23 protein-coding genes, 1 rRNA gene and 2 other annotated features are annotated in these 20,976 nt (G+C 44.0%); all 24 genes read right to left on the reverse strand.

Annotated features, from left to right (window positions below):
• Positions 1-13 precede the first annotated feature (13 nt).
• The 24 genes from rplL to rrf all read right to left on the reverse strand — a co-directional run bounded on the left by rplL (position 14) and on the right by rrf (position 20,965).
• Positions 14-379: a 50S ribosomal protein L7/L12 gene (gene rplL / locus E4663_RS18750; protein ID WP_079477361.1), complete on the reverse strand. Its 366-nt coding sequence runs from the start codon at positions 377-379 to the stop codon at positions 14-16.
• 53 nt (positions 380-432) lie between these two features.
• Complete coding sequence (gene rplJ, locus E4663_RS18755; RefSeq protein ID WP_079477362.1) at positions 433-933, reverse strand: 50S ribosomal protein L10; 501 nt, start codon at positions 931-933, stop codon at positions 433-435.
• 37 nt (positions 934-970) lie between these two features.
• Positions 971-1,119, reverse strand: a sequence feature (ribosomal protein L10 leader region).
• Between the two features lie 52 nt (positions 1,120-1,171).
• Positions 1,172-1,867, reverse strand: a complete 696-nt coding sequence (gene rplA / locus E4663_RS18760; protein ID WP_079477363.1) for a 50S ribosomal protein L1 — start codon at positions 1,865-1,867, stop codon at positions 1,172-1,174.
• Positions 1,868-1,984: 117 nt separating this feature from the next.
• A complete protein-coding gene (gene rplK / locus E4663_RS18765) occupies positions 1,985-2,410 on the reverse strand; it encodes a 50S ribosomal protein L11 (protein WP_079477364.1) in 426 nt (141 codons plus the stop codon).
• Between the two features lie 169 nt (positions 2,411-2,579).
• Positions 2,580-3,119: a transcription termination/antitermination protein NusG gene (gene nusG, locus E4663_RS18770; RefSeq protein WP_079477365.1), complete on the reverse strand. Its 540-nt coding sequence runs from the start codon at positions 3,117-3,119 to the stop codon at positions 2,580-2,582.
• Positions 3,120-3,389: 270 nt separating this feature from the next.
• Positions 3,390-3,560: a preprotein translocase subunit SecE gene (gene secE / locus E4663_RS18775; protein ID WP_079477366.1), complete on the reverse strand. Its 171-nt coding sequence runs from the start codon at positions 3,558-3,560 to the stop codon at positions 3,390-3,392.
• Positions 3,561-3,593: 33 nt separating this feature from the next.
• Positions 3,594-3,743 (reverse strand): 50S ribosomal protein L33, encoded by a 150-nt coding sequence (gene rpmG, locus E4663_RS18780; RefSeq protein WP_079477367.1) that lies wholly within the window; start codon positions 3,741-3,743, stop codon positions 3,594-3,596.
• Positions 3,744-3,818: 75 nt separating this feature from the next.
• Positions 3,819-4,475, reverse strand: coding sequence for an RNA polymerase sporulation sigma factor SigH (gene sigH / locus E4663_RS18785; RefSeq protein ID WP_079477368.1), 657 nt, complete (start codon positions 4,473-4,475; stop codon positions 3,819-3,821).
• An 81-nt stretch (positions 4,476-4,556) separates the two neighbouring features.
• Positions 4,557-5,066: an NYN domain-containing protein gene (locus E4663_RS18790; RefSeq protein WP_079477369.1), complete on the reverse strand. Its 510-nt coding sequence runs from the start codon at positions 5,064-5,066 to the stop codon at positions 4,557-4,559.
• Positions 5,067-5,069: 3 nt separating this feature from the next.
• On the reverse strand, positions 5,070-5,813 hold the full coding sequence (gene rlmB, locus E4663_RS18795) for a 23S rRNA (guanosine(2251)-2'-O)-methyltransferase RlmB (protein ID WP_079477370.1): 744 nt from the start codon (positions 5,811-5,813) through the stop codon (positions 5,070-5,072).
• Entirely contained in the window at positions 5,803-6,216 is a 414-nt protein-coding gene (locus E4663_RS18800; RefSeq protein ID WP_176140509.1) for a Mini-ribonuclease 3, read from the reverse strand. Before E4663_RS18800 ends, rlmB begins: the two co-directional genes overlap by 11 nt.
• A 5-nt stretch (positions 6,217-6,221) precedes the next feature.
• Positions 6,222-7,622: a cysteine--tRNA ligase gene (gene cysS / locus E4663_RS18805; protein WP_079477371.1), complete on the reverse strand. Its 1,401-nt coding sequence runs from the start codon at positions 7,620-7,622 to the stop codon at positions 6,222-6,224.
• A 1-nt stretch (position 7,623) separates the two neighbouring features.
• Complete coding sequence (gene epsC / locus E4663_RS18810; RefSeq protein WP_135328761.1) at positions 7,624-8,274, reverse strand: serine O-acetyltransferase EpsC; 651 nt, start codon at positions 8,272-8,274, stop codon at positions 7,624-7,626.
• A 55-nt stretch (positions 8,275-8,329) separates the two neighbouring features.
• Positions 8,330-8,545, reverse strand: a binding site (T-box leader).
• 44 nt (positions 8,546-8,589) lie between these two features.
• Complete coding sequence (gene gltX, locus E4663_RS18815; RefSeq protein ID WP_079477373.1) at positions 8,590-10,059, reverse strand: glutamate--tRNA ligase; 1,470 nt, start codon at positions 10,057-10,059, stop codon at positions 8,590-8,592.
• Between the two features lie 56 nt (positions 10,060-10,115).
• Complete coding sequence (locus tag E4663_RS18820) at positions 10,116-11,315, reverse strand: bifunctional 2-C-methyl-D-erythritol 4-phosphate cytidylyltransferase/2-C-methyl-D-erythritol 2,4-cyclodiphosphate synthase (protein ID WP_338323669.1); 1,200 nt, start codon at positions 11,313-11,315, stop codon at positions 10,116-10,118.
• A gap of 80 nt (positions 11,316-11,395) precedes the next feature.
• Entirely contained in the window at positions 11,396-12,496 is a 1,101-nt protein-coding gene (locus E4663_RS18825; protein WP_079477375.1) for a PIN/TRAM domain-containing protein, read from the reverse strand.
• Positions 12,497-12,649: 153 nt separating this feature from the next.
• Positions 12,650-13,723 (reverse strand): DNA integrity scanning diadenylate cyclase DisA, encoded by a 1,074-nt coding sequence (gene disA, locus E4663_RS18830; RefSeq protein ID WP_079477376.1) that lies wholly within the window; start codon positions 13,721-13,723, stop codon positions 12,650-12,652.
• Positions 13,724-15,103 carry a DNA repair protein RadA gene (gene radA, locus E4663_RS18835; protein WP_079477377.1) on the reverse strand — a complete coding sequence of 460 codons (1,380 nt, stop codon included), beginning with the start codon at positions 15,101-15,103 and terminating at the stop codon, positions 13,724-13,726.
• A gap of 173 nt (positions 15,104-15,276) precedes the next feature.
• Entirely contained in the window at positions 15,277-17,736 is a 2,460-nt protein-coding gene (gene clpC, locus E4663_RS18840; protein ID WP_079477378.1) for an ATP-dependent protease ATP-binding subunit ClpC, read from the reverse strand.
• An 18-nt stretch (positions 17,737-17,754) separates the two neighbouring features.
• Positions 17,755-18,825, reverse strand: coding sequence for a protein-arginine kinase McsB (locus E4663_RS18845; RefSeq protein WP_135328760.1), 1,071 nt, complete (start codon positions 18,823-18,825; stop codon positions 17,755-17,757).
• 2 nt (positions 18,826-18,827) lie between these two features.
• Complete coding sequence (locus E4663_RS18850; RefSeq protein ID WP_079477380.1) at positions 18,828-19,373, reverse strand: protein-arginine kinase activator protein McsA; 546 nt, start codon at positions 19,371-19,373, stop codon at positions 18,828-18,830.
• Positions 19,374-19,392: 19 nt separating this feature from the next.
• Entirely contained in the window at positions 19,393-19,857 is a 465-nt protein-coding gene (locus tag E4663_RS18855) for a CtsR family transcriptional regulator (RefSeq protein ID WP_079477381.1), read from the reverse strand.
• 162 nt (positions 19,858-20,019) lie between these two features.
• Positions 20,020-20,703 carry an MgtC/SapB family protein gene (locus tag E4663_RS18860; protein ID WP_079477382.1) on the reverse strand — a complete coding sequence of 228 codons (684 nt, stop codon included), beginning with the start codon at positions 20,701-20,703 and terminating at the stop codon, positions 20,020-20,022.
• Between the two features lie 148 nt (positions 20,704-20,851).
• Positions 20,852-20,965, reverse strand: a 5S ribosomal RNA gene (gene rrf / locus E4663_RS18865).
• Between the last annotated feature and the right edge of the window lie 11 nt (positions 20,966-20,976).

The raw sequence follows: 20,976 nt of genomic DNA on the forward strand, positions 1-20,976 counted from the left end.
CAAGGTTCAATAATTACTTAAGTTCTACTGTAGCGCCAGCTTCTTCAAGCTGAGACTTAAGTTCTTCTGCATCTTCTTTAGAAAGACCTTCTTTAACAGCTTTAGGAGCGTTGTCAACAACTTCCTTCGCTTCTTTAAGGCCAAGACCAGTTGCTTCACGTACTGCTTTAACAACTTTGATCTTAGAAGAACCAGCAGATTCAAGTACTACGTCGAATTCAGTTTGCTCAGCTTCAGCTTCGCCGCCTGCAGCTGCACCACCGACTGCAACTGGAGCTGCAGCAGATACACCAAATTCTTCTTCAATTGCTTTTACTAGATCGTTAAGTTCAAGAACAGACATTTCTTTGATCGCTTCAATGATTTGTTCGTTAGACATGAAAAATTTCCTCCTTATTGGTTTTAATAAAATTGTTTGAGACGAGTGCTAGCTTACGCACTTTCTTCTTCTTTTTGGTCCGCAATAGCTTGTGTAGCGTATGCGAAGTTTCTGATCGGTGCTTGTAGTACGCTTAGGAACATAGATACAAGACCTTCGTAGTTTGGAAGTTCTGCGAGCTCTTTGATTTGATCAAGAGAAGCTACTTGACCTTCTACTACGCCACCTTTGATTTCAAGGTTTTCGTGATCTTTAGCAAAGTTGTTAAGAACTTTCGCTGGTGCAACAGCGTCGTCTTCATGGAACGCTAGTGCAGTTGGACCTACAAGAACGTCGTTAAGCTCAGAAAGCTCAACTTCTTCAACAGCGCGGCGAGTCATTGTGTTTTTGTACACTTTGAAATCGACGCCAGCTTCACGAAGTTGTGAACGAAGCTCTGTAACTTCTGCAACGTCAAGACCGCGGTAATCTACTAGTACAGCAGATTTACTATTACGGAACTTGTCAGCTAGTTCAGCTACAACTTGCTTTTTCTGTTCGATAATGTTGCTCATCGTTCCACCTCCTATTGACTTATCATCATACCGTTTGAAGGCTTAATAAAAGGACCCCCATGTAGACATGGAGGCCCGTATGAACAGTTCAGGGCTTTACGCGCTGTCCTGTATATTCACACACCTCGGCAGGAAGATTAAGTGGTTAACCACACCTACTGTCTACGGTATAACGTATTCATTTATACAACGTTTCTAATTATAATCAACTAGAAACGGAAAGTCAACAATAAATTAATTACTTAGTGTAATTGGAAACGTCAACTTTGATTCCAGGTCCCATTGTAGAAGAAACCGCAGCGTTACGCACGTAAGTTCCTTTAGAAGCTTGTGGCTTCGCTTTTACAAGAGCATCTGTGATTGCTTCGAAGTTTTCGATAAGTTTTTCTTGATCGAAAGAAGCCTTACCGATTGGAACGTGAATGTTAGCTGCTTTATCAACGCGGTATTCAACTTTACCAGCTTTGATTTCGTTAACAGCTTTTTCAACTTCGAACGTTACCGTACCAGTTTTAGGGTTCGGCATAAGTCCTTTTGGTCCCAATACGCGACCTAGCTTACCAACTTCAGCCATCATGTCTGGAGTTGCAACTACTACGTCAAAATCGAACCAACCTTGGTTGATTTGATTGATTAGGTCTTGTTCACCTACGTAGTCTGCACCAGCAGCTTCTGCTTCTTTCGCTTTATCACCTTTAGCGAAAACAAGCACACGCTGAGATTTACCTGTACCGTGTGGAAGAACCATCGCACCGCGGATTTGTTGGTCCGCTTTCTTAGGATCTACCCCAAGACGGAATGCTGCTTCAACAGTTTCATCAAAGTTTGCTTTTGCTGTTTCTTTTACAAGTCCAATTGCTTCTTGGACGTCATAAGCTTTTGTACGATCAACAAGCTTTAGAAGCTCTTGTTGTTTTTTCGTTTTCTTAGCCATTTCAATTTCCTCCTCGTTGTGGTTTTAACGGATTGTCCTCCCACGAATAAAGGTTGCGAAAAGGGACAAAACCTCCAATTCCGCAACCTTTTCCTATCTTCACATGACGCTGTGGGATTAGTCTTCGATCGTGATACCCATGCTGCGCGCTGTACCTTCAACCATGCGCATTGCAGCTTCAACGTCAGCAGCGTTCAAGTCAGGCATTTTCGTTTCTGCGATTTCGCGTACTTGGTCGCGTTTAACAGAAGCTACTTTGTTACGGTTTGGTTCACCAGAACCTGACTCAACTCCAGCAGCTTTCTTAAGAAGAACAGCAGCAGGTGGAGTTTTCGTTACGAATGTAAATGAACGGTCTTCAAATACCGTAATTTCAACTGGGATAATCATACCCGCTTGATCTTGCGTACGAGCGTTGAATTCCTTACAGAATCCCATGATGTTAATACCAGCTTGACCTAGTGCAGGACCTACTGGTGGAGCTGGGTTAGCTTTCCCTGCAGGAATCTGTAGTTTTACAACATTAATAACTTTTTTAGCCACGAGACACACCTCCTTAAAGTCCGTGATGTGGTAATAGGGATTTGCCCCTCCCACTCTTTGCGATATGCATTAACGCCTCTTATTCGAGGCACATAAAGAACATAAGAATTTTAGCATTTATTTGCGTTCAACGCAAGGGGGAAGGATTTATTTTTTTCGAGTGATAGGATTAGCCTAGCTTCTCGATTTGAGAGAAGTCCAGTTCTACCGGAGTCTCTCTTCCGAACATATTCACGTGAACTTTGACTTTCTGCTTGTCCAAGTCAATATATTCAATGGTACCTGTGAAGTTCGCGAAAGGTCCATCTGTCACTTTAACACTTTCCTTCACTTCGAAGTCAACCTCTGTTTTCGGCTGTTCTTTCATACCCATTCGCTTAAGGACCGTTTCCGCTTCTTCTGGAAGGAGAGGGATCGGTTTCGAACCAGAACCAGTAGAACCTACGAATCCTGTCACCCCTGGGGTGTTACGTACGACATACCAAGAGTCATCTGTCATGACCATTTCCGCCAGTACATAACCAGGGAATACTTTCTTTTTCGCGACTTTGCGCTTTCCGTTCTTAATTTCTGTTTCTTCATCTTCCGGGACAAGAACACGGAAAATCTTATCTTCCATGCCCATTGATTCAACGCGTTTCTCAAGGTTCGTTTTCACTTTGTTTTCATAACCTGAATAGGTGTGAACCACATACCATCTTTTTTCCATTCGCACAGGACAGTATCTGCCCTTCCCTCCCTTATTTCATAATTAAATATAAGATAACAAACTGATTAGAGACGACCCTACCAGTTATACTCTCAAATCATAATGAGAGGCACTCTGCAAGAGCCCCTAGCCGCTTCTTGGATTCCTCATCAATAGATAAATCCATTCAAATCGGTCAACTTTATATCTTTTTAACCAATGAAAAAACCCGCTAAACGGGTTTTTGTTAAGTCTATCTTCTATTATAGCATAAAACGAATACTACTATTCTTAAGAAATTAGTTCAAGTATCTGAGAAATGCCAAGGTCAACAATTGCAAAGAAAACAGCCACAAATGCAACCGTAGCAAGAACGGTAATCGTGTAACGAGTCAGTTCCTGCCGTTTCGGCCAGCTTACTTTCTTCATTTCTCGAGAAACGTTTTGAAAGAACTTAAACATTTTCGCATACCCCCAGTATTACGTCTTGATCGTTTATTTCGTCTCACGGTGCAGGGTATGTTTCCCGCAACGCTTGCAAAACTTTCGAACCTCTAGACGTTCGGATTGATTCGCACGGTTTTTATATGAACTGTAATTGCGACTTTGACATTCCGTACAGGCTAAAACTACTTTATTCCGCATACTTATCCCCTCATTCTCGAGGTTTTCACACTTCGTATAATGTAGCATGCTTGACAAAGCCTGTCAATCTCACATCTAGAGGGTGATTTCACTCACTTCTAAATACTTCTCAAGTTTCCGCTTCACGCGTTGCAGGGCGTTATCGATCGACTTCACATGACGGTTCAACTCTTCTGAGATTTCCTGATACGAACGCCCGTCCAAATATAGAGCGAGCACCTTCTTCTCCAAATCACTTAAGAGTTCAGAAATCTTCTCTTCCATGTCAAAGAACTTCTCTTTGTTCACAATCAGTTCCTGCGGATCGATAGCTTTCGACCCGGCAATGACGTCTAACAATGTGCGGTCTGATTCTTCGTCGTAAATCGGCTTGTCTAATGATACGTAGGAGTTCAACGGGATGTGCTTTTGTCTAGTGGCAGTTTTAATAGCGGTAATAATTTGACGGGTAACGCATAATTCTGCGAATGCTTTGAAGGAAGATAGCTTTCCTTCTTTGTAATCTCGAATCGCTTTGTAAAGACCAATCATACCTTCTTGTACAATATCTTCTCGATCTGCACCAATAAGAAAGTAAGTCCGGGCTTTCGCACGAACAAAATTCTTGTACTTATTGATTAAATAATCGAGCGCTTGGACCTGACCTTGATTAATCCGTTCGATAATTGCTTCATCATCAAGCTTACTCAAATCCACTTCACTGATGTCTGTCTTCGTTTGAATGATGCTCACACAGGATCCCCCCGACCGTGCTACCTCAATATAGCAATATTATACAGGAAGGGGCTGAAAAGCGTCAATGAGTTGTCAGAATTATTTATCTCCTCTTCTCCACTTCTCGAATAGATCCCGGACCTCTTTATCCATTTGAATTTTAGGCTGGTACTGGACCTGGTTATGGCTTTCGACATCTTTCTCAATTTCTTTTTCGATGTTCTTCACTTCGATATAAAGCTCTCTGGCAGACTTCCGGAATGCTCCTTGGCCAAAAATCGTCCGTTGTTCTGCATAGTCTGAGGTTGCCACATACACTTGAGTTCTGACGTCATTCAGCTCACCTGCAAGTCGCTCGATCCGTTCGTCAGCCGTTTCATTTTCTTTAGTGAAGATGACTTCTACTTTGAAGTTGTTTTGTTTCTTGGCAAGTCCTCTTACATGATAAGCATCAAAAACAATGATGATTCGGTCTTCTGTGTAAGATTGGTATTCCGCCATCATTTCTATCAGCAGGTCTCTTGCCTGTCCTAAATCCTTCTCCTTCAACCGCTTCAGTTCAGGCCAGGCTCCGATCATGTTATAACCATCGACAATGAGAACGTTCATAGTCTACTCCCCAATGGGATGACGCTTTCTATAAACTTCATACATCAACAACGACGCTGCTACAGATGCATTTAGAGAGGTGACTTTGCCAGCCATCGGAAGACTGACGGTCCAGTCACATTTGTCTTTCGTCAAACGACTCATGCCCCGACCTTCACTGCCGATGACAAGTGCAATCGCCATGTTTCCGTCTAGTTGACGATAATCCTCTGTCCCGTCGGCATCTGTACCTACAACCCAGACAAACCGCTCTTTCAATTCGTCTATTGTTCTTGCTAAATTCGTTACTCGAGTGACCGGGATGTATTCAATCGCACCTGTTGATGTTTTCGCAACGGTCGCTGTGAGTGACACGGAACGACGTTTTGGAATGATTACACCATGCGCACCGGCCGCATCCGCCGTCCGCAAAATCGAGCCTAAGTTGTGAGGGTCTTCGATTTCATCACAGATAATGAAAAAAGGAGCCTCCCCTTTTTCTTCTGCCTTAGCAAACAAGTCCTCTAAGTCGCTGTATTCATATGCCGCAACAGACGCTACAACCCCCTGGTGGTTCCCATCGACCAATTGATCGATCTTTTTCTTCGGCACACGCTGGACATTGACACCGTTCTCTTTCGCTAATTGTTCCAACTTCTTTACAGCTTGAAATTGAAGTTGATCACTGACCCACACTTTGTTGATCGCTCGTCCAGAACGCAAGGCCTCTTGTACGGGATTCTTTCCAATAATCCATTCATCCTTCATGTTGGTCCACTCCTTTCTCTACGTAATCAATTGCTTGTCCGATTAACTCTTCCAACCGTTCTGTTTGACCATCCAAATACAGAAAACCGAGCACCGCTTCAAAGCCTGTCGAATAACGGTAGGTTTGCACGCTTGTATTTTTAGGGACGGATCCAGATTTGGCGTTCCGTCCGCGACGGAGCACCCCTTCTTCTTCCTCTGTTAAAAGCTCATGCTCACTCCAGTAGGAAACAACGGTTGCTTGAGCATTTGCAGATACGAATTTGACGGCTGCTTGGTGTAATTGTTGTGGCATCACTTCTCCTTGGTCGAGAAGGTGATGCCGAACGTACAATTCATACACCGAATCCCCCATGTAAGCGAGGGCAAGGCTTTTCATTTGTTTCACGTTCTTCATAGCCATGTGTATTACCCTCGCTTCCAACGAATTCCCTGTGACGTATCTTCAAGGATGATGTTCCGTTCTTTCAACTCGTCACGAATTTGATCTGCACGCTCGAAGTTACGGTCCTTCCTCGCTTGTTTACGTTCTTCAATCAAGGCTTCGACTTCTTCATCAAGCAGTTCCTCTACTTTTTCAATCTCTAGCCCTAATACTCCCATCAATTCCTTCATCGTCTCTTCATAAGCCGTGAGGACTCTAGAGTGGGTTTGACTTTCTTGCAAGTAAAGGTTGGCGGACTTCGCTAAGTCGAATAGAACAGAGATGGCATTTGCTGTATTGAAGTCATCATCCATCTCTTCCACAAACCGCTGTTTATGCGATTCGATCTCTTGAAGCCATTTATCATTGTTTTCAGTTAGATCAAGGCTTGAATCCTTGCGGTGCTTAACGTTCTCAAAGGCATTCCTTAGACGCTCAAAGCTGCTCTTCGCACCCTTAAGCAATTCATCGCTGAAGTTGATTGGGTGACGATACTGCACACTCAACATAAAGAAACGGATGACTTGTGGGTCGTGTTGTTTCACAAGGTCATGTGCCAGAATGAAGTTTCCTAATGACTTCGACATTTTCTCATTCTCGATATTAATATACCCGTTATGCATCCAGTAGCGTGCAAAAGATTTGTCGTTATGCGCTTCAGACTGGGCAATTTCATTTTCGTGGTGAGGGAAAGTCAAATCCTGACCTCCGGCGTGAATATCAATGGTATCCCCTAGATACTTCTTCGCCATCGCGGAGCATTCGATATGCCAGCCTGGGCGTCCTGTTCCCCACGGGCTTTCCCAAGTGATTTCACCAGGCTTCGCTTCCTTCCAAAGGGTGAAGTCTAATGGGTCTTCCTTTTTGTCTCCCACTTCGATACGAGCACCAGATCGAAGTTCGTCGATGGACTGATGCGACAGCTTCCCGTAAGAGTCGAACGAACGAGTACGGAAATAGACATCCCCATCAGATGCATAGGCGAACCCTTTGTCGATCAAACCTTGGATGAAAGAAATGATTTCATCCATGTTCTCGGTTACACGCGGATGATCGACAGCTTCTTTCACTCCAAGTGCCCCTACATCCTCTTTATAAGCTTGAATGAAACGGTTCGCAATTTCTGTCACACCTTCTCCCATTTCATTTGCAGCTTTTATCAATTTATCGTCTACATCTGTGAAGTTCAGGACGTAATGGACATCATAACCTCGATACTCGAAATAACGACGGACTGTATCAAAAACAATTGCCGGACGTGCATTTCCAATATGGATGTAGTTATAGACAGTCGGGCCGCACACATACATTTTGACCTTACCCTCATCTATCGGTTGAAATGATTCTTTTTGACGCGTCAATGTGTTGTATAAACGAATAGCCACGTTACTTCACTCCTTTGGATTCTTTGAGTTCTTCTCTTAGTGTTTCCAATTCTCTTTCAAGTTGATTTAAGCGGTCATATACTGGATCAGGAAGCTTGTGGTGGTCCAAGTCTTTCTTACGTACTTTCTTCCCGTTCTGCACGACGACACGGCCAGGAATTCCTACTGCTGTTGAATTATCAGGGACATCATTCAGCACCACAGAGCCCGCTCCAACCTTCGAATTCTTGCCGATCGTGATCGAGCCGAGCACTTTCGCTCCAGTAGCAACAAGGGAGTTATCCAATAAAGTCGGATGGCGCTTCCCTTTTTCCTTACCTGTACCTCCGAGCGTGACTCCTTGGAAGATCGTCACGTTGTCCCCAATTTCACATGTCTCCCCAATCACGACGCCCATCCCGTGGTCTATGAAGAACTTACGGCCTATCTTCGCGCCTGGGTGGATCTCAATTCCTGTAAGGAAGCGGCTGATTTGAGAGATCACACGAGCAAGAAAGAAGAACTTCCTCTTAAAACAAGCATGAGCCACCCGATGTCCCCAAATGGCATGCAAGCCTGAATACGTTAAAATCACTTCAAGATAAGAACGAGCGGCAGGGTCCTGTTCGAACACGACATCAACATCTTCCTTGAACATCTTGAATAGCCCCATACTTGCTCTCCTCCTTTTATAGCTCAAAATAAAAACGCGCCCCTGTGCATTGAAGCACAGAGACGCGCAAACGTGGTTCCACTCTGTTTGGGAAATCCGAGGATTCCCCACTCATCCTGGTAACGGCAGGTGACCGCTTTTAGCCTACTCAGGTTCGGTAAAAGACTCAGAGGGGCATTTCAAAAGACCGGACTAAAAACCACTTTCAGCCAAGGTGGTTCTCTCTGTGGAAGTCTCAGGCCTTTTTACTTCTCCTCATCAACGTTCCTTATTGATACCTTTACTATATGACAAATCAAAACGTTTGTGAACAGATTAGCCTTGAAGTTTCGCTAAGACATCGTTCAGTCTTACTGTTACTGTATCTAGGCCAAGAAGGTGAATCGCATTTGGTAGCTCTGGTCCATGAGTCTGTCCCGTAGTAGCTACGCGGATTGGCATGAACAACTTCTTCCCTTTGTGTCCTGTTTCTTTTTGAACGGCTTTGATTTGCTTCTTGATATTCTCAGGAGTGAACTCGTCCAGCTCTTGAAGGTTCTTCTTGAACGTTTCCAAGACCTCCGGCACTTGTTCGCCCTCTAGTACATTCATCGCCTCATCATCGTACTCGATCTCCTGCTTGAAGAACAATTCCGTCAGTTCGACGATTTCAGCACCATAGCTAAGTTGCTCGTGATAAAGAGAAATCAACTCACGTGTCCACTCGCGGTCGCTGTCGCTCATGTTTTCAGAAACACGGCCCGCTTCCACCAGGTGAGGCATCGCTAACTCTTCTACTTTATCAAGGTCAGCTGCTTTGATGTATTGGTTGTTCATCCACTTCAATTTCGCCGCATCGAAAACGGCCGGAGACGTAGACAAGCGCTCTGGATCGAAGATTTCAATCAGTTTTTCCTGAGTGAAGATCTCTTCCTCTCCAACTGGAGACCAACCTAGAAGCGTGATGAAGTTGAACAAAGCTTCTGGAAGGTAGCCAAGGTTTTTGTACTGCTCAATGAACTGCAGGATGTGCTGATCACGTTTGCTCAATTTCTTACGCTCTTCGTTTAAAATCAGCGTCATGTGACCAAACTTCGGAGGTTCCCAACCGAACGCATTATATACCATCATCTGCTTCGGTGTATTGGAAATGTGCTCTTCTCCACGAAGGACGTGTGAAATTTCCATTAAGTGATCGTCGATTGCTACGGCGAAGTTGTACGTAGGCGTACCGTTCTTCTTCACAATGACCCAGTCCCCGAAGTCGCTGGATTCAAATGTGATGTCACCGCGCACGATATCGTTGAACGTATAAGTCGTATTTTCCGGAACACGGATACGGATACTCGGCTCGCGTCCTTCCGCTTCAAATTGTTTAACCTGCTCTTCCGTAAGGTCGCGGTGAGCACCAGAATATTTCGGGGCTTCTCCACGAGCCATTTGTGCTTCGCGCTCTGCCTCAAGCTCTTCAGCCGTCATGTAGCATTTATAAGCAAGGCCACGCTCCATCAAATCGTCTACGTATTTCTTGTAGAGATCTAGTCTTTCCATTTGGCGGTATGGGCCATACTCTCCGCCTTTATCCGGGCTCTCTTCCCATTCTACTCCGAGCCAGTTCAAGTAGTTCAACTGACTGCGCTCTCCACCTTCTACATTTCGCTTCTCATCTGTATCTTCAATTCGGACCACCATTGTGCCACCTAGGTGTTTCGCATATAGATAGTTGAATAGGGCTGTTCTCGCATTTCCGATGTGGAGGTGCCCTGTCGGACTTGGTGCGTAACGCACGCGTACTTGATTCGACATAATTATTCTCCCTTCGTCATTCCGAGCTTTACTTTGTCTTATTTTATCACTTTATTTTACGATTGTTGATTATTTTGCAAAAGAACTACAGCTTGAGCGGCAATTCCTTCTTTTCGCCCCGTAAATCCGAGCTTCTCTGTCGTAGTAGCTTTCACATTGATCCGGCTTATATCCGTGCTCAGTAAATGAGCGATAGAAAGACGGATCTCCTCGATATAAGGAGCCATCTTAGGCGCTTGTGCAATGACTGTACAATCGATATTGCCTAATTCATACCCTCTATCCGTCACAATAGACCAGACGTGCTGGAGCAGTTTGCCGGAGTCAGCATCCTTAAACTCAGGATCCGTATCCGGGAAATGCTTCCCGATATCCCCTTCTCCAATTGCACCTAAACAAGCATCAGCGATTGTATGAAGCAAGACATCCGCATCTGAATGGCCAAGCAAACCTTTTTCATGAGGGATCTCAACCCCACCAATGATACAAGGGCGTCCTTCGGTCAATTGATGTACATCAAAACCTTGTCCAATTCGAAACATCGGTGTACTCATCTCCTTCCCTTTTCTCAGATTCCTCACATAAGATTCAGCCTTATGTAGATCTTCAGGGGTCGTCAGTTTAATATTGTCGTAGCTTCCTTCGACAATCTCAACCTCTATATTCATCTTCTCCACTAAGGAAGCATCATCTGTTCCGTAGTATCCACTATCAACCGCTTGTTGATGCGCCTTAACAATTAAGTCGTAATCAAATGCCTGCGGCGTCTGGGCTGCCCATAGTGTATTACGATCAAGTGTCGACAACTGGTTACCTGTCTTCTGTTTGATCGTATCGGTCACTTTCACCGCAAGAAGCGCGGCCCCTTTCTCCGCTGTCGTTTCTGCGAGGCGATGAAGAGAATCCCTATTAACGAAGGGACGTGCCCCGTCGTGAATAAAAACGGGAATCTGTGTATTTTGAATAGCGTTCAGTCCAGCAAGGACACTGTCCTGCCGCTCTGCCCCACCATCAACAAAACGAACGCCTTCTGTCACGTCGTGCGTCAGAAGGAGCTCTTCCATTGATTCGCGTTCCTTCGAGTTCGTCACTAGGACAATCTCCGCGCACCAGGGATCCTCCTGAAACACAGTTAAGGTATGTATGATTAACGGTATTTGATCAATTCGTAAAAATTGTTTGTTGCGGCCTGCAAGCATCCGTTTCCCTTGCCCGGCTGCCAGAATGACCGCTGAATAGTTTATCATGGTATCCATCCTTTAAAGCCTATAGACACAACAAAAGCGATAACACCATGGTTATCACTTTTGTTCATCTCTATTTGTTTATACCTTTTTTATAAGGCTTTTTCAAGTGATTTTGGCTTTGCAAAAATCATTCGACCGGCAGACGTTTGAAGAACACTAGTCACAACGACGTCAATCGTCTTACCAATATAGTTCTTCCCTTCCTCAACAACAATCATCGTACCATCGTCAAGGTAAGCGACGCCTTGATTCTGTTCTTTACCATCTTTGATGACTTGGATCTTCATCTCTTCTCCTGGCAGAACAACCGGCTTGACCGCATTAGCCAAATCATTGATATTCAAGACTTGTACATTTTGAAACTCACATACTTTGTTTAGGTTAAAGTCATTCGTTACGACGATTCCGTCCATAACTTTTGCGAGTTTAACAAGCTTACTGTCGACTTCCTGGATTTCTTCAAAGTCGCCCTCGTAGATTTCCACATTGACTGGGAGATCTTTCTGCAGGCGGTTCAAAATATCCAAGCCCCTTCGACCACGATTACGCTTCAATCCATCTGATGAATCGGCGATATGCTGCAATTCTTCAAGTACGAACTGTGGAATGACAATCGTTCCTTCGAGGAAATGGGTCTCGCAAATATCTGCGATACGCCCATCGATGATAACACTCGTATCCAGAATTTTCTCTTTAGGAATCAATGATTCATCAACAGAAGAAACTTCTTTCGTTCCATCTGCTTCGTCCCCTTTTTTGTCTTTTCGTGTAACCATGCCGAGAAATTCATCTTTTCGTTTGAATCCGACTTGGAAACCGAAATAACCTAAGAAGAACGTAATAATGATTGGCGCGACTTGGTTCACAATCGGAATCTCGAATTGTTGAACCGGAATATTGATTAGATAAGCAATAATGAGACCAACGATCAGTCCTAAACTACCGAATAATAAATCAGCAGCAGGCGCCCGAACGAGGGTGTCCTCCACCCATCTGAGAAAATCAACAATATAATCTACAAACCAAAACATTAATAAATATAAAATAAGTGCTCCTAAAACAGCGCCCAAGGATGCTTGGACCAACATCGGCCATGTCATACCCATTAACTCAAACAAATCAGGCAAATAGACGTAACCAATTGTCCCACCAGTAATGACGATGAACAACTGCACAATACGTTTAAGCACTTCTCCTCACCTCCTTCTACACAGTATGACCAAAGTGCTTTCTCATTAATCGTAGAATATTGGAATGATGAGTACTAAATTATCACAGTTTCCATTTTAAGTCAAAGGATAACTAAACATAATACCATGATTCATCAAATTAAGTCAATATCCCTATATATGACGATCGACAAATAATTGCTCTTGAATACGCTCTAAACCATCTCGAATTTTCGTGGCACGGATCTCGCCGACTCCATCCACTTCGACCAATTCCTTCGTTGAGGCTTGTATCAATGCTTCTAATGTCCCGAATCGACCAACCAGGTGCTCGATAATCAAAGGAGGCAGCCTCGGAATTCGATGCAGAATCCGGTACCCTCTCGGGTGGATGGCGTCTTCCATCTTAGTGTTTGGGGAATAGCCAAGCAGTTTCAGTATCTGTTCATCGGAAAGAAGGTCCGTGTTCGTAACTTCTTGCATCTTCCTAAGAATATAATACGGCTCATAATCAGGTCGCTTACTGTAATCTTTCAACAGCAATGCCGCTTCTTCCTCGATATTCGAAACGAGTTCGGTCATCTGAAGTTGAATCAGACGTCCTTCTGTCCCTAACTCATTAACATAGTTGATAATTTCGGTTTTTGTTCGTAAAACCATCTCGATACGGTGCACAACCTGGACGACCTCTGCAAACGAGACCATATTCTCAAATTCCATCGCCCCAAGGTTCGTTACACTTTGATTCAGCACATTTTTGTACTTTTCAAGCGTTTGTATCGCTTGGTTGGCTTTTGTCAAAATAACACCAATATCCTTCAACGAGTAACGTAACGACCCTTTGTAAAGGGTAATCACATTCCGGCGTTGTGATATGGCAACGACAAGAGTGCCCGTCTGCTTGGCAACACGTTCTGCCGTACGGTGACGCATGCCGGTCTCTGTAGACAAAATGTCAGGGTCCGGCATCAACTGTGCATTGGCATACAATATCTTCGAGCCTTCCCCGTTCAAGATGAGCGCACCATCCATTTTGGCTAACTCATAAAGATGGGCAGGTGTGAAGTCAGACTGAATGTGAAAACCACCGTCGACTAATTCACGCACCCCATCATCGTAGCCAAGGACAATTAATCCACCCGTATTAGCTCGCAGTACATTTTCGATCCCATCGCGAAGAGGGGTACCAGGAGCTACAAACTTCAGTATTTCTCCGATTCCATGATCTTTCATTTCATGCCATTCCATCTAAGCATCTCCTAACGTAACCTTCATGGCCTCTTGTACAGAGCTTACGCCAATCACTTCGATGTCGGAAGGTGGCGTCCAGCCATCCATGTTTTTCTTTGGAATAATGACACGCTTGAAGCCAAGCTTCGCCGCTTCTTGAACACGTTGTTCAATTCTAGCAACACGACGCACTTCCCCTGTAAGCCCTACTTCACCAACTACTACATCATCAGGCCTTGAGGAGCGGTCACGGAAACTTGAAGCAACACTTAACGCTACCGCTAAGTCAATGGCCGGTTCGTCTAATTTCACACCACCCGCCACCTTGACGTAGGCGTCTTGGTTCTGAAGCAGAAGGCCTGCCCTTTTTTCTAAAACAGCCATCAGTAGCGGGACACGGCTATTATCTATCCCAGTAGCCATTCGTCTCGGATTTCCGAATGCTGTTGGGGAGATCAGCGCCTGAATCTCGACAAGTACCGGACGGGACCCTTCCATGGAAGCAACGACGATAGAGCCTGCCGCTCCCTGAGACCGTTCTTCGAGGAAGATTTCCGAAGGATTCAACACTTCCCGAAGTCCTTCCTCCTTCATCTCAAATATCCCCATTTCATGGGTGCTCCCAAACCGGTTTTTGACACTTCTCAAAATACGGAAGGTATGATGACGCTCACCTTCGAAGTAGAGAACGGCATCCACCATGTGTTCTAGCAACCTAGGACCTGCAATCGATCCCTCTTTTGTAACATGCCCGACAATGAAAATAGGAATACCTTTACTTTTAGCAATACGCATCAAATGACTGGTACATTCACGGACTTGCGAGACACTTCCAGGTGCTGACGTGACATCTTCTTTATATATAGTCTGAATCGAATCAATAACGACAAAATTCGGTTCAACGTTCTCAATATGAGTAATGACATCTTGTAAGTTCGTTTCAGATAAGACATACAGTTCATCAGACGTGATACCTAACCGTTCGGCACGCAGTTTCGTTTGTCTCGCTGATTCTTCACCTGATATATATAGAACTGGCATATTCTTATCAGCAATTTGGGCGGACACTTGGAGTAATAGTGTAGATTTTCCGATGCCCGGGTCACCACCGATCAATACAAGCGACCCTGCAACTATCCCTCCGCCTAATACACGGTTGAATTCTGGCATTTCAGTCGGGAGACGCGGCTCTTTCTGGGATTTTATTTGATTGATTTTCTCTGGCTTTGATGTTGCGGAAGTGGAATTTGTCTGGAATACATGGCGGGAATTCGTGCCGGCAGCACTGACTTCCTCGACCAACGTGTTCCATTGGTTACACCCTGGACATTTCCCCATCCATTTAGGTGTTTCATAGCCACATTCCTGGCAGACGAATTTTGTTTTTCTCTTTGCCAAGCTAATCGCTCCCCTATCTATATTTTATACGATATGGATTTTGAAGAAGTTTCATGATCATATCAATTGTATTAAGATTTTCTTACTAAAAGCAAATGGAACGATAGCTTGATTTCAAGGCATATGTATAAAAAATCGGAAGGTGTCGAACCTTCCGATTTTAGGGTGAAACTTTAATTTGTCGATTCTTGCTGGGTATGAACGACAAACTCTTTCTTGTCATCCAAATCGATTTTGACCTTCTGCCCTTTAGCAATGTTCTCTTTCAACAATTCTTCAGACAGTAGATCTTCTACGTTCTTCTGGAGAGAACGACGCAGTGGACGGGCTCCGTATTCTGGATCGAAACCTTGCTCTGCAATATACTCAATGGCTTTCTCAGATAATGTGAAGTCGATTTCTTGTTCCTGCAGACGTTGTCTCAACTGCTCTGCCATCAGCGTAACGATGTCCTTCATGTGTTTCTTCTCCAGGGAGTGGAACACAATGGTTTCATCAATACGGTTAAGGAATTCTGGGCGGAACGCTTTCTTCAGTTCCGCTGTTACTTTCGACTTCATGTCTTTATAATCTTGGTCGCCATCACCCATAGTGAAACCGACATATTTGTTAGATTTCAATTCTTGAGCACCTACGTTTGAAGTCATGATCAACACGGTATTACGGAAGTCCACGACGCGACCTTTAGAGTCTGTCAGACGGCCGTCCTCTAGGACTTGAAGTAGAATATTGAACACTTCAGGGTGCGCTTTTTCGATTTCGTCAAGAAGGACAACAGAGTATGGTTTGTTACGCACTTTCTCTGTCAGTTGTCCGCCTTCTTCATAACCTACATAACCTGGTGGTGAACCAACCAGTCGGGACGTGCTGTGTTTTTCCATATACTCTGACATGTCGATTCGGATCATTGCATCCTCTTCACCGAACATGCTCTCAGCAAGGGCACGCGCAAGCTCTGTCTTACCAACACCTGTTGGTCCTAAGAAAATGAAGGAACCGATTGGTCGTTTCGGATCTTTCAAGCCGGCACGGGCACGGCGGATTGCTTTCGAAATGGATCTTACAGCTTCGTCTTGACCGATGACCCGATTGTGGAGCGTATCCTCTAATGCAAGTAGGCGCTCACTCTCATCTTTTGTCATCTTAGAGACTGGGACTCCAGTCCATGTTGATACAACAGAGGCGATATCCTCTACTGTCACTTCTGAGTCTTCCTGGCCTTGCTTCTCTTTCCATTCATCTTTCGTTTGCTCTAGTTCATCTCTTAAACGTTGCTCACTATCTCTTAGAGAAGCGGCTTTTTCGAATTCTTGACTTTGTACCGCAGCATCTTTTTCTTTTCGTACCTCTTCTAACTTCTGTTCCAACTCCTTCAAGTTTGGCGGAGCTGTATAAGAGCGAAGACGAACTTTAGAAGCTGCCTCATCAATCAAGTCGATCGCTTTATCCGGAAGGAAGCGATCTGTTATATAACGGTCTGAGAACCGAACCGCAGAATCGATAGAATCATCCGGAATCGTAACACGGTGGTGTGCTTCATAACGATCACGCAATCCTTTTAAAATCTGTACAGATTCATCAAGATTTGGTTCATCTACTTGGATAGGTTGGAAACGACGCTCAAGTGCTGCATCTTTTTCAATATACTTGCGATACTCATCCAACGTAGTTGCACCGATACATTGGAGCTCTCCACGAGCAAGAGATGGTTTCAGAATGTTCGAAGCGTCAATAGCGCCTTCTGCTCCACCTGCACCAATCAATGTGTGCAATTCGTCAATGAATAGAATGATATTTCCGGCTTGGCGAATTTCTTCCATCACTTTTTTCAGACGGTCTTCAAATTCACCACGATATTTCGTTCCTGCTACGACTGTTCCCATATCTAGAGTCATTACCCGCTTATCACGCAAGATCTCAGGAACTTCATTATTCATAATCTGCTGTGCTAGACCTTCTGCAATAGCCGTTTTACCAACACCAGGTTCTCCGACAAGAACTGGGTTGTTCTTCGTACGACGGCTCAACACTTGAATAACACGCTCAATCTCTTTACTTCGACCGATAACCGGGTCGATATTTCCTTCTTTTGCAATAGCTGTTAAGTCACGAGCCAAGGAATCGAGTGTCGGTGTGTTGGCATTTGCAGCTTGGCCGCCACCAGCCCCACCACGACGATTTTGACCTCCAGTAGACTCATTGTTCCCGAGCAGCTGTAAAACTTGCTGACGGGCTTTATTTAGGCTTACACCGAGGTTGTTAAGAACACGTGCTGCAACACCTTCCCCTTCACGAATCAAACCGAGAAGAATGTGCTCTGTTCCCACATAAGAGTGACCTAGTTTACGAGCTTCGTCCATAGAAAGCTCAATTACTTTCTTAGCACGAGGAGTATAGTGAATCGTCTGAGACACTTTCTCCCCTTTTCCGATCAGCTTCTCCACTTCTTGTTGGATCTTCGTCGCTTCCAAACCAAGGGCGGATAAAGCTTTCGCTGCTATTCCTTCCCCTTCACTAACAAGGCCAAGCAAAATGTGCTCTGTCCCTATATTATTGTGACCAAGTCGAACTGCTTCTTCTTGTGCTAACGCCAATACTTTTTGTGCTCTTTCAGTAAATCGCCCAAACATCATGGACATTACCTCCTAACATTAATCTTCATTCTCTAATTGAAGTCGTTCTCTGATTAATGATGCCCTTCGTATATCTCGTTCTTCTGGGTTGAGTGTTGCTTTTGCATATTGTTGCAAAAATCCTGGCTGCGTTAAAATCATCAGCTCATTGAGAATGGTCTGCGGGATGTGATCGATCATTCCAAGGTCGATACCGAGTCTCAGGTCTGACAAACACCTTGCCGCCTCTTTGGACTCGATGATACGGCTGTTCTTCAACACACCATAGGAACGGAATATCCGGTCCTCAAGTTGAATACCCGACCTGTTCAGAAGAGCTTCCCGAGCTCTCCTTTCTTGGTCAATAAGCTGCTTCACGACACTGTGGAGATCTTCCACTATATCCTGCTCTGATTTTCCGAGAGTGATTTGGTTAGAAATCTGAAATATATTCCCTACCGCTTCACTACCTTCCCCGTATATCCCCCGAACAACCAAACCAAGCTGGTTAATTGCTGGAGTCATTCGGTTGATTTGCTGTGTAATAGCTAATGCAGGAAGGTGCATCATCACCGAAGCCCTCATTCCAGTGCCAACATTCGTTGGACACGCGGTTAAATAACCCCGCTTCTCATCAAACGCATAATCAACTTTTTCTTCGAGCCAATCATCTAGCTGGGAAGCCTGTTCCAGCGCCTTGTCTAGTTGAAACCCTGGGAAATATAATTGTATGCGAATATGGTCCTCTTCATTAATCATGATAGAAACTTGTTCATTCTGTGAAATTAAAGTTCCAGAGTGATCAGGCTTTTCAGCCAAGTGTGGACTGATCAAATGCTTCTCTACCAATACGCGCTTTTCAATCGGTTGAAGTTCACTCATTTTAATGATTTCGAAGTCTTCGTAATCACGAAATGATTGATGCTTGAACTCTTTTTCAAAAAACGTCATCACTTCATCAAGCAGCTCTTCGGAAGCAATCAAAGGAAATGGATAGTGAGAGAAATTGCGCGCCAGTCTTATTCGGCTGCTCATCACAATATCACTGTCAGGTCCTTCTTCCTTCATCCAAGGACTAATTGCTTCATTGATAAATTGCTGTAACGACATAATTACTCACCACCCTCTCCTTGATGAAGCTGGCTTTCTAATGTTCGAATCTTATCTCTAATGTTCGCCGCCTGTTCGAATTCTTCCTGCTCAATCAGCTGTTTAAGTTGAGATTTATAATCATCAATTTCACGTTTTAAATGGAGGTTCCCACCTTCACGTTTCGGAATCTTCCCGTCATGACGAGTATTACCGCTGTGAACTCGACGCAGGATCGGATTGATTCGGTCATCAAATGTCTGGTAACAATCTGCACATCCGAATTTTCCGATTCTAGCAAACTCTTGATACGTCATCCCGCATGTCGGACACTTTAATTGGGACGCTTGTTGATAGGACTGAGCCTTTTGACTGCTAAACGGAGAAGGACTTTCAGAATGGAACAAACCGGATAAGAGGTCGTTTAACGAATAGTTCTCTTCTCCATAGCTCATGTACCCTTTGTCTTTCGCACACTGCTCACAAACATGGACTTCCGTTTTTTGACCGTTGACGACTTGGGTCAAATGAACGGTTGCTTTTCTCTTTTGACATTCTTGGCATTCCATACCTCTACCCCTTTCCGCCTTAGCTTTTATATTTTAATGTAAATAGCATTGCTGTCATCATGCGAGAGCGAACCTCATCTCGTAGAGGAAGAGGGAAGGCCAAAACCTCCCGGTCGGTCATACTTTTGATTAAAATTGCTTCACGCTCTGAAATGATCTGTTGTTCTAGCAGTCTGTCAATGACGTCGACGGCAGCATTTTGTGAAACACGTGGTTGGACGAGTTCCATGACTTCTTCGATCATATCCGCCTCATCCTTATGTTGAACACGGCTGATTCGGATATAACCTCCACCACCACGCTTGCTCTCCACTATATATCCTCTTTCCACAGTAAATCTTGTTTTAATCACATAATTGATTTGAGAAGGTACACACTGAAACTGATCAGCTATTTCGCTTCTTTTGATTTCGATAGTTTCGGACTGGTTCTCATCAAGGATATTCTTTAAATACTTCTCAATAATGTCAGAGATATTTCGCATCTTCCCTCCCCCTTCTTTTGACTTTGACTATCTTTGACTATAATTTTATTATACTCCATTTTTATAGTCACGCAACTAAAATGTTTGTAATGAAATACATCCTCTATGTTTCCCTTAAAGGCGTCCAGATAAAACAAAAACTACGCAATAAATTTGCGTAGTTTATAGAGACATTTTCACTTCAACGACAGAGGGTCTTTCAGAAATATATTGAATCAGTTTATTAATTTTGTCTTTTCCCTTAACCTCGACATCAAACACGATTGTATGGACGGGTTGTCCCTTTTTTAACTGAGATGAACGTAAAGTGATTCCAGGTTGATCTAACAAGGTCAAAACCTCTCTAATTTCACCTTCATACGAAACGATGATTTTCACCCTTTGTTTCCCGTTCTCTGCCATCTTACGCTTTTCTATCTTATTCAAGAACATAAGAGACAATAAAACAACCAATGTTGATAGGATTGCAATATCATACATACCTGCTCCTATCACCAGTCCAATACCTGCTACTGTCCATATGGAGGCTGCTGTAGTTAAACCTCTAATTGTAACACCATGCACCATTATAGTACCGGCTCCTAAAAAACCAATTCCACTTATAACGTATGATGGAATTCTCGCCGGGTCGAACCGGATATGATCATGCTTGTCTATCACATCCTCAAACCCATATAACGATAAAAGCATCATCATACATGCACCAACACCGACTAATATATGTGTACGAAAACCAGCGGATTGATTTTTAATTTCTCTTTCAAAACCAATAAGTCCACACAGGGCGATCGCGCTTAGAAGGCGCACAGCATATAAGGCGGTGTTTGGACCAAAAATTTCAAGCATGGCTCTCCCCCCTTTATCTACCATTGTATGTAGAAGACCTCTATAAAGATTCAAGTAAATTATTAGATTTCCCACTGTTTTTTGAATGGTTATAAAATAGATTAGAAAAAACCCCTTAGAGGAATTCCTCTAAGGGGGTTCATAATTGACGTGGCGGCGTCCTACTCTCACGGGGGTAAACCCGACTACCATCGGCGCTGAAGAGCTTAACTGCTGTGTTCGGCATGGGAACAGGTGTGACCTCTTCGCCTTCACCACCACATCATTATAAGG

The sequence above is a fragment of the Halobacillus salinus genome (assembly GCF_004684905.1).
Classification (GTDB): domain Bacteria; phylum Bacillota; class Bacilli; order Bacillales; family Halobacillaceae; genus Halobacillus; species Halobacillus salinus.

Excerpts from the sequence above, each read along its gene's own strand:
- nusG (WP_079477365.1), bottom strand. The coding sequence starts at position 3,119 with ATGGAAAAAAGATGGTATGTGGTTCACACCTATTCAGGTTATGAAAAC.
- clpC (WP_079477378.1), bottom strand. The coding sequence starts at position 17,736 with ATGATGTTTGGGCGATTTACTGAAAGAGCACAAAAAGTATTGGCGTTA.
- E4663_RS18820 (WP_338323669.1), bottom strand. The coding sequence starts at position 11,315 with ATGGATACCATGATAAACTATTCAGCGGTCATTCTGGCAGCCGGGCAA.
- epsC (WP_135328761.1), bottom strand. The coding sequence starts at position 8,274 with ATGGGGCTATTCAAGATGTTCAAGGAAGATGTTGATGTCGTGTTCGAA.
- gltX (WP_079477373.1), bottom strand. The coding sequence starts at position 10,059 with ATGTCGAATCAAGTACGCGTGCGTTACGCACCAAGTCCGACAGGGCAC.
- rlmB (WP_079477370.1), bottom strand. The coding sequence starts at position 5,813 with ATGAAGGATGAATGGATTATTGGAAAGAATCCCGTACAAGAGGCCTTG.
- E4663_RS18790 (WP_079477369.1), bottom strand. The coding sequence starts at position 5,066 with ATGAACGTTCTCATTGTCGATGGTTATAACATGATCGGAGCCTGGCCT.
- E4663_RS18860 (WP_079477382.1), bottom strand. The coding sequence starts at position 20,703 with ATGCTTGAAATTTTTGGTCCAAACACCGCCTTATATGCTGTGCGCCTT.
- E4663_RS18845 (WP_135328760.1), bottom strand. The coding sequence starts at position 18,825 with ATGTCGTTACAGCAATTTATCAATGAAGCAATTAGTCCTTGGATGAAG.
- secE (WP_079477366.1), bottom strand. The coding sequence starts at position 3,560 with ATGTTTAAGTTCTTTCAAAACGTTTCTCGAGAAATGAAGAAAGTAAGC.
- rplL (WP_079477361.1), bottom strand. The coding sequence starts at position 379 with ATGTCTAACGAACAAATCATTGAAGCGATCAAAGAAATGTCTGTTCTT.
- rplA (WP_079477363.1), bottom strand. The coding sequence starts at position 1,867 with ATGGCTAAGAAAACGAAAAAACAACAAGAGCTTCTAAAGCTTGTTGAT.
- E4663_RS18855 (WP_079477381.1), bottom strand. The coding sequence starts at position 19,857 with ATGCGAAATATCTCTGACATTATTGAGAAGTATTTAAAGAATATCCTT.
- rplJ (WP_079477362.1), bottom strand. The coding sequence starts at position 933 with ATGAGCAACATTATCGAACAGAAAAAGCAAGTTGTAGCTGAACTAGCT.
- E4663_RS18850 (WP_079477380.1), bottom strand. The coding sequence starts at position 19,373 with ATGGAATGCCAAGAATGTCAAAAGAGAAAAGCAACCGTTCATTTGACC.
- rpmG (WP_079477367.1), bottom strand. The coding sequence starts at position 3,743 with ATGCGGAATAAAGTAGTTTTAGCCTGTACGGAATGTCAAAGTCGCAAT.
- E4663_RS18800 (WP_176140509.1), bottom strand. The coding sequence starts at position 6,216 with ATGGCTATGAAGAACGTGAAACAAATGAAAAGCCTTGCCCTCGCTTAC.
- disA (WP_079477376.1), bottom strand. The coding sequence starts at position 13,723 with ATGGAATGGCATGAAATGAAAGATCATGGAATCGGAGAAATACTGAAG.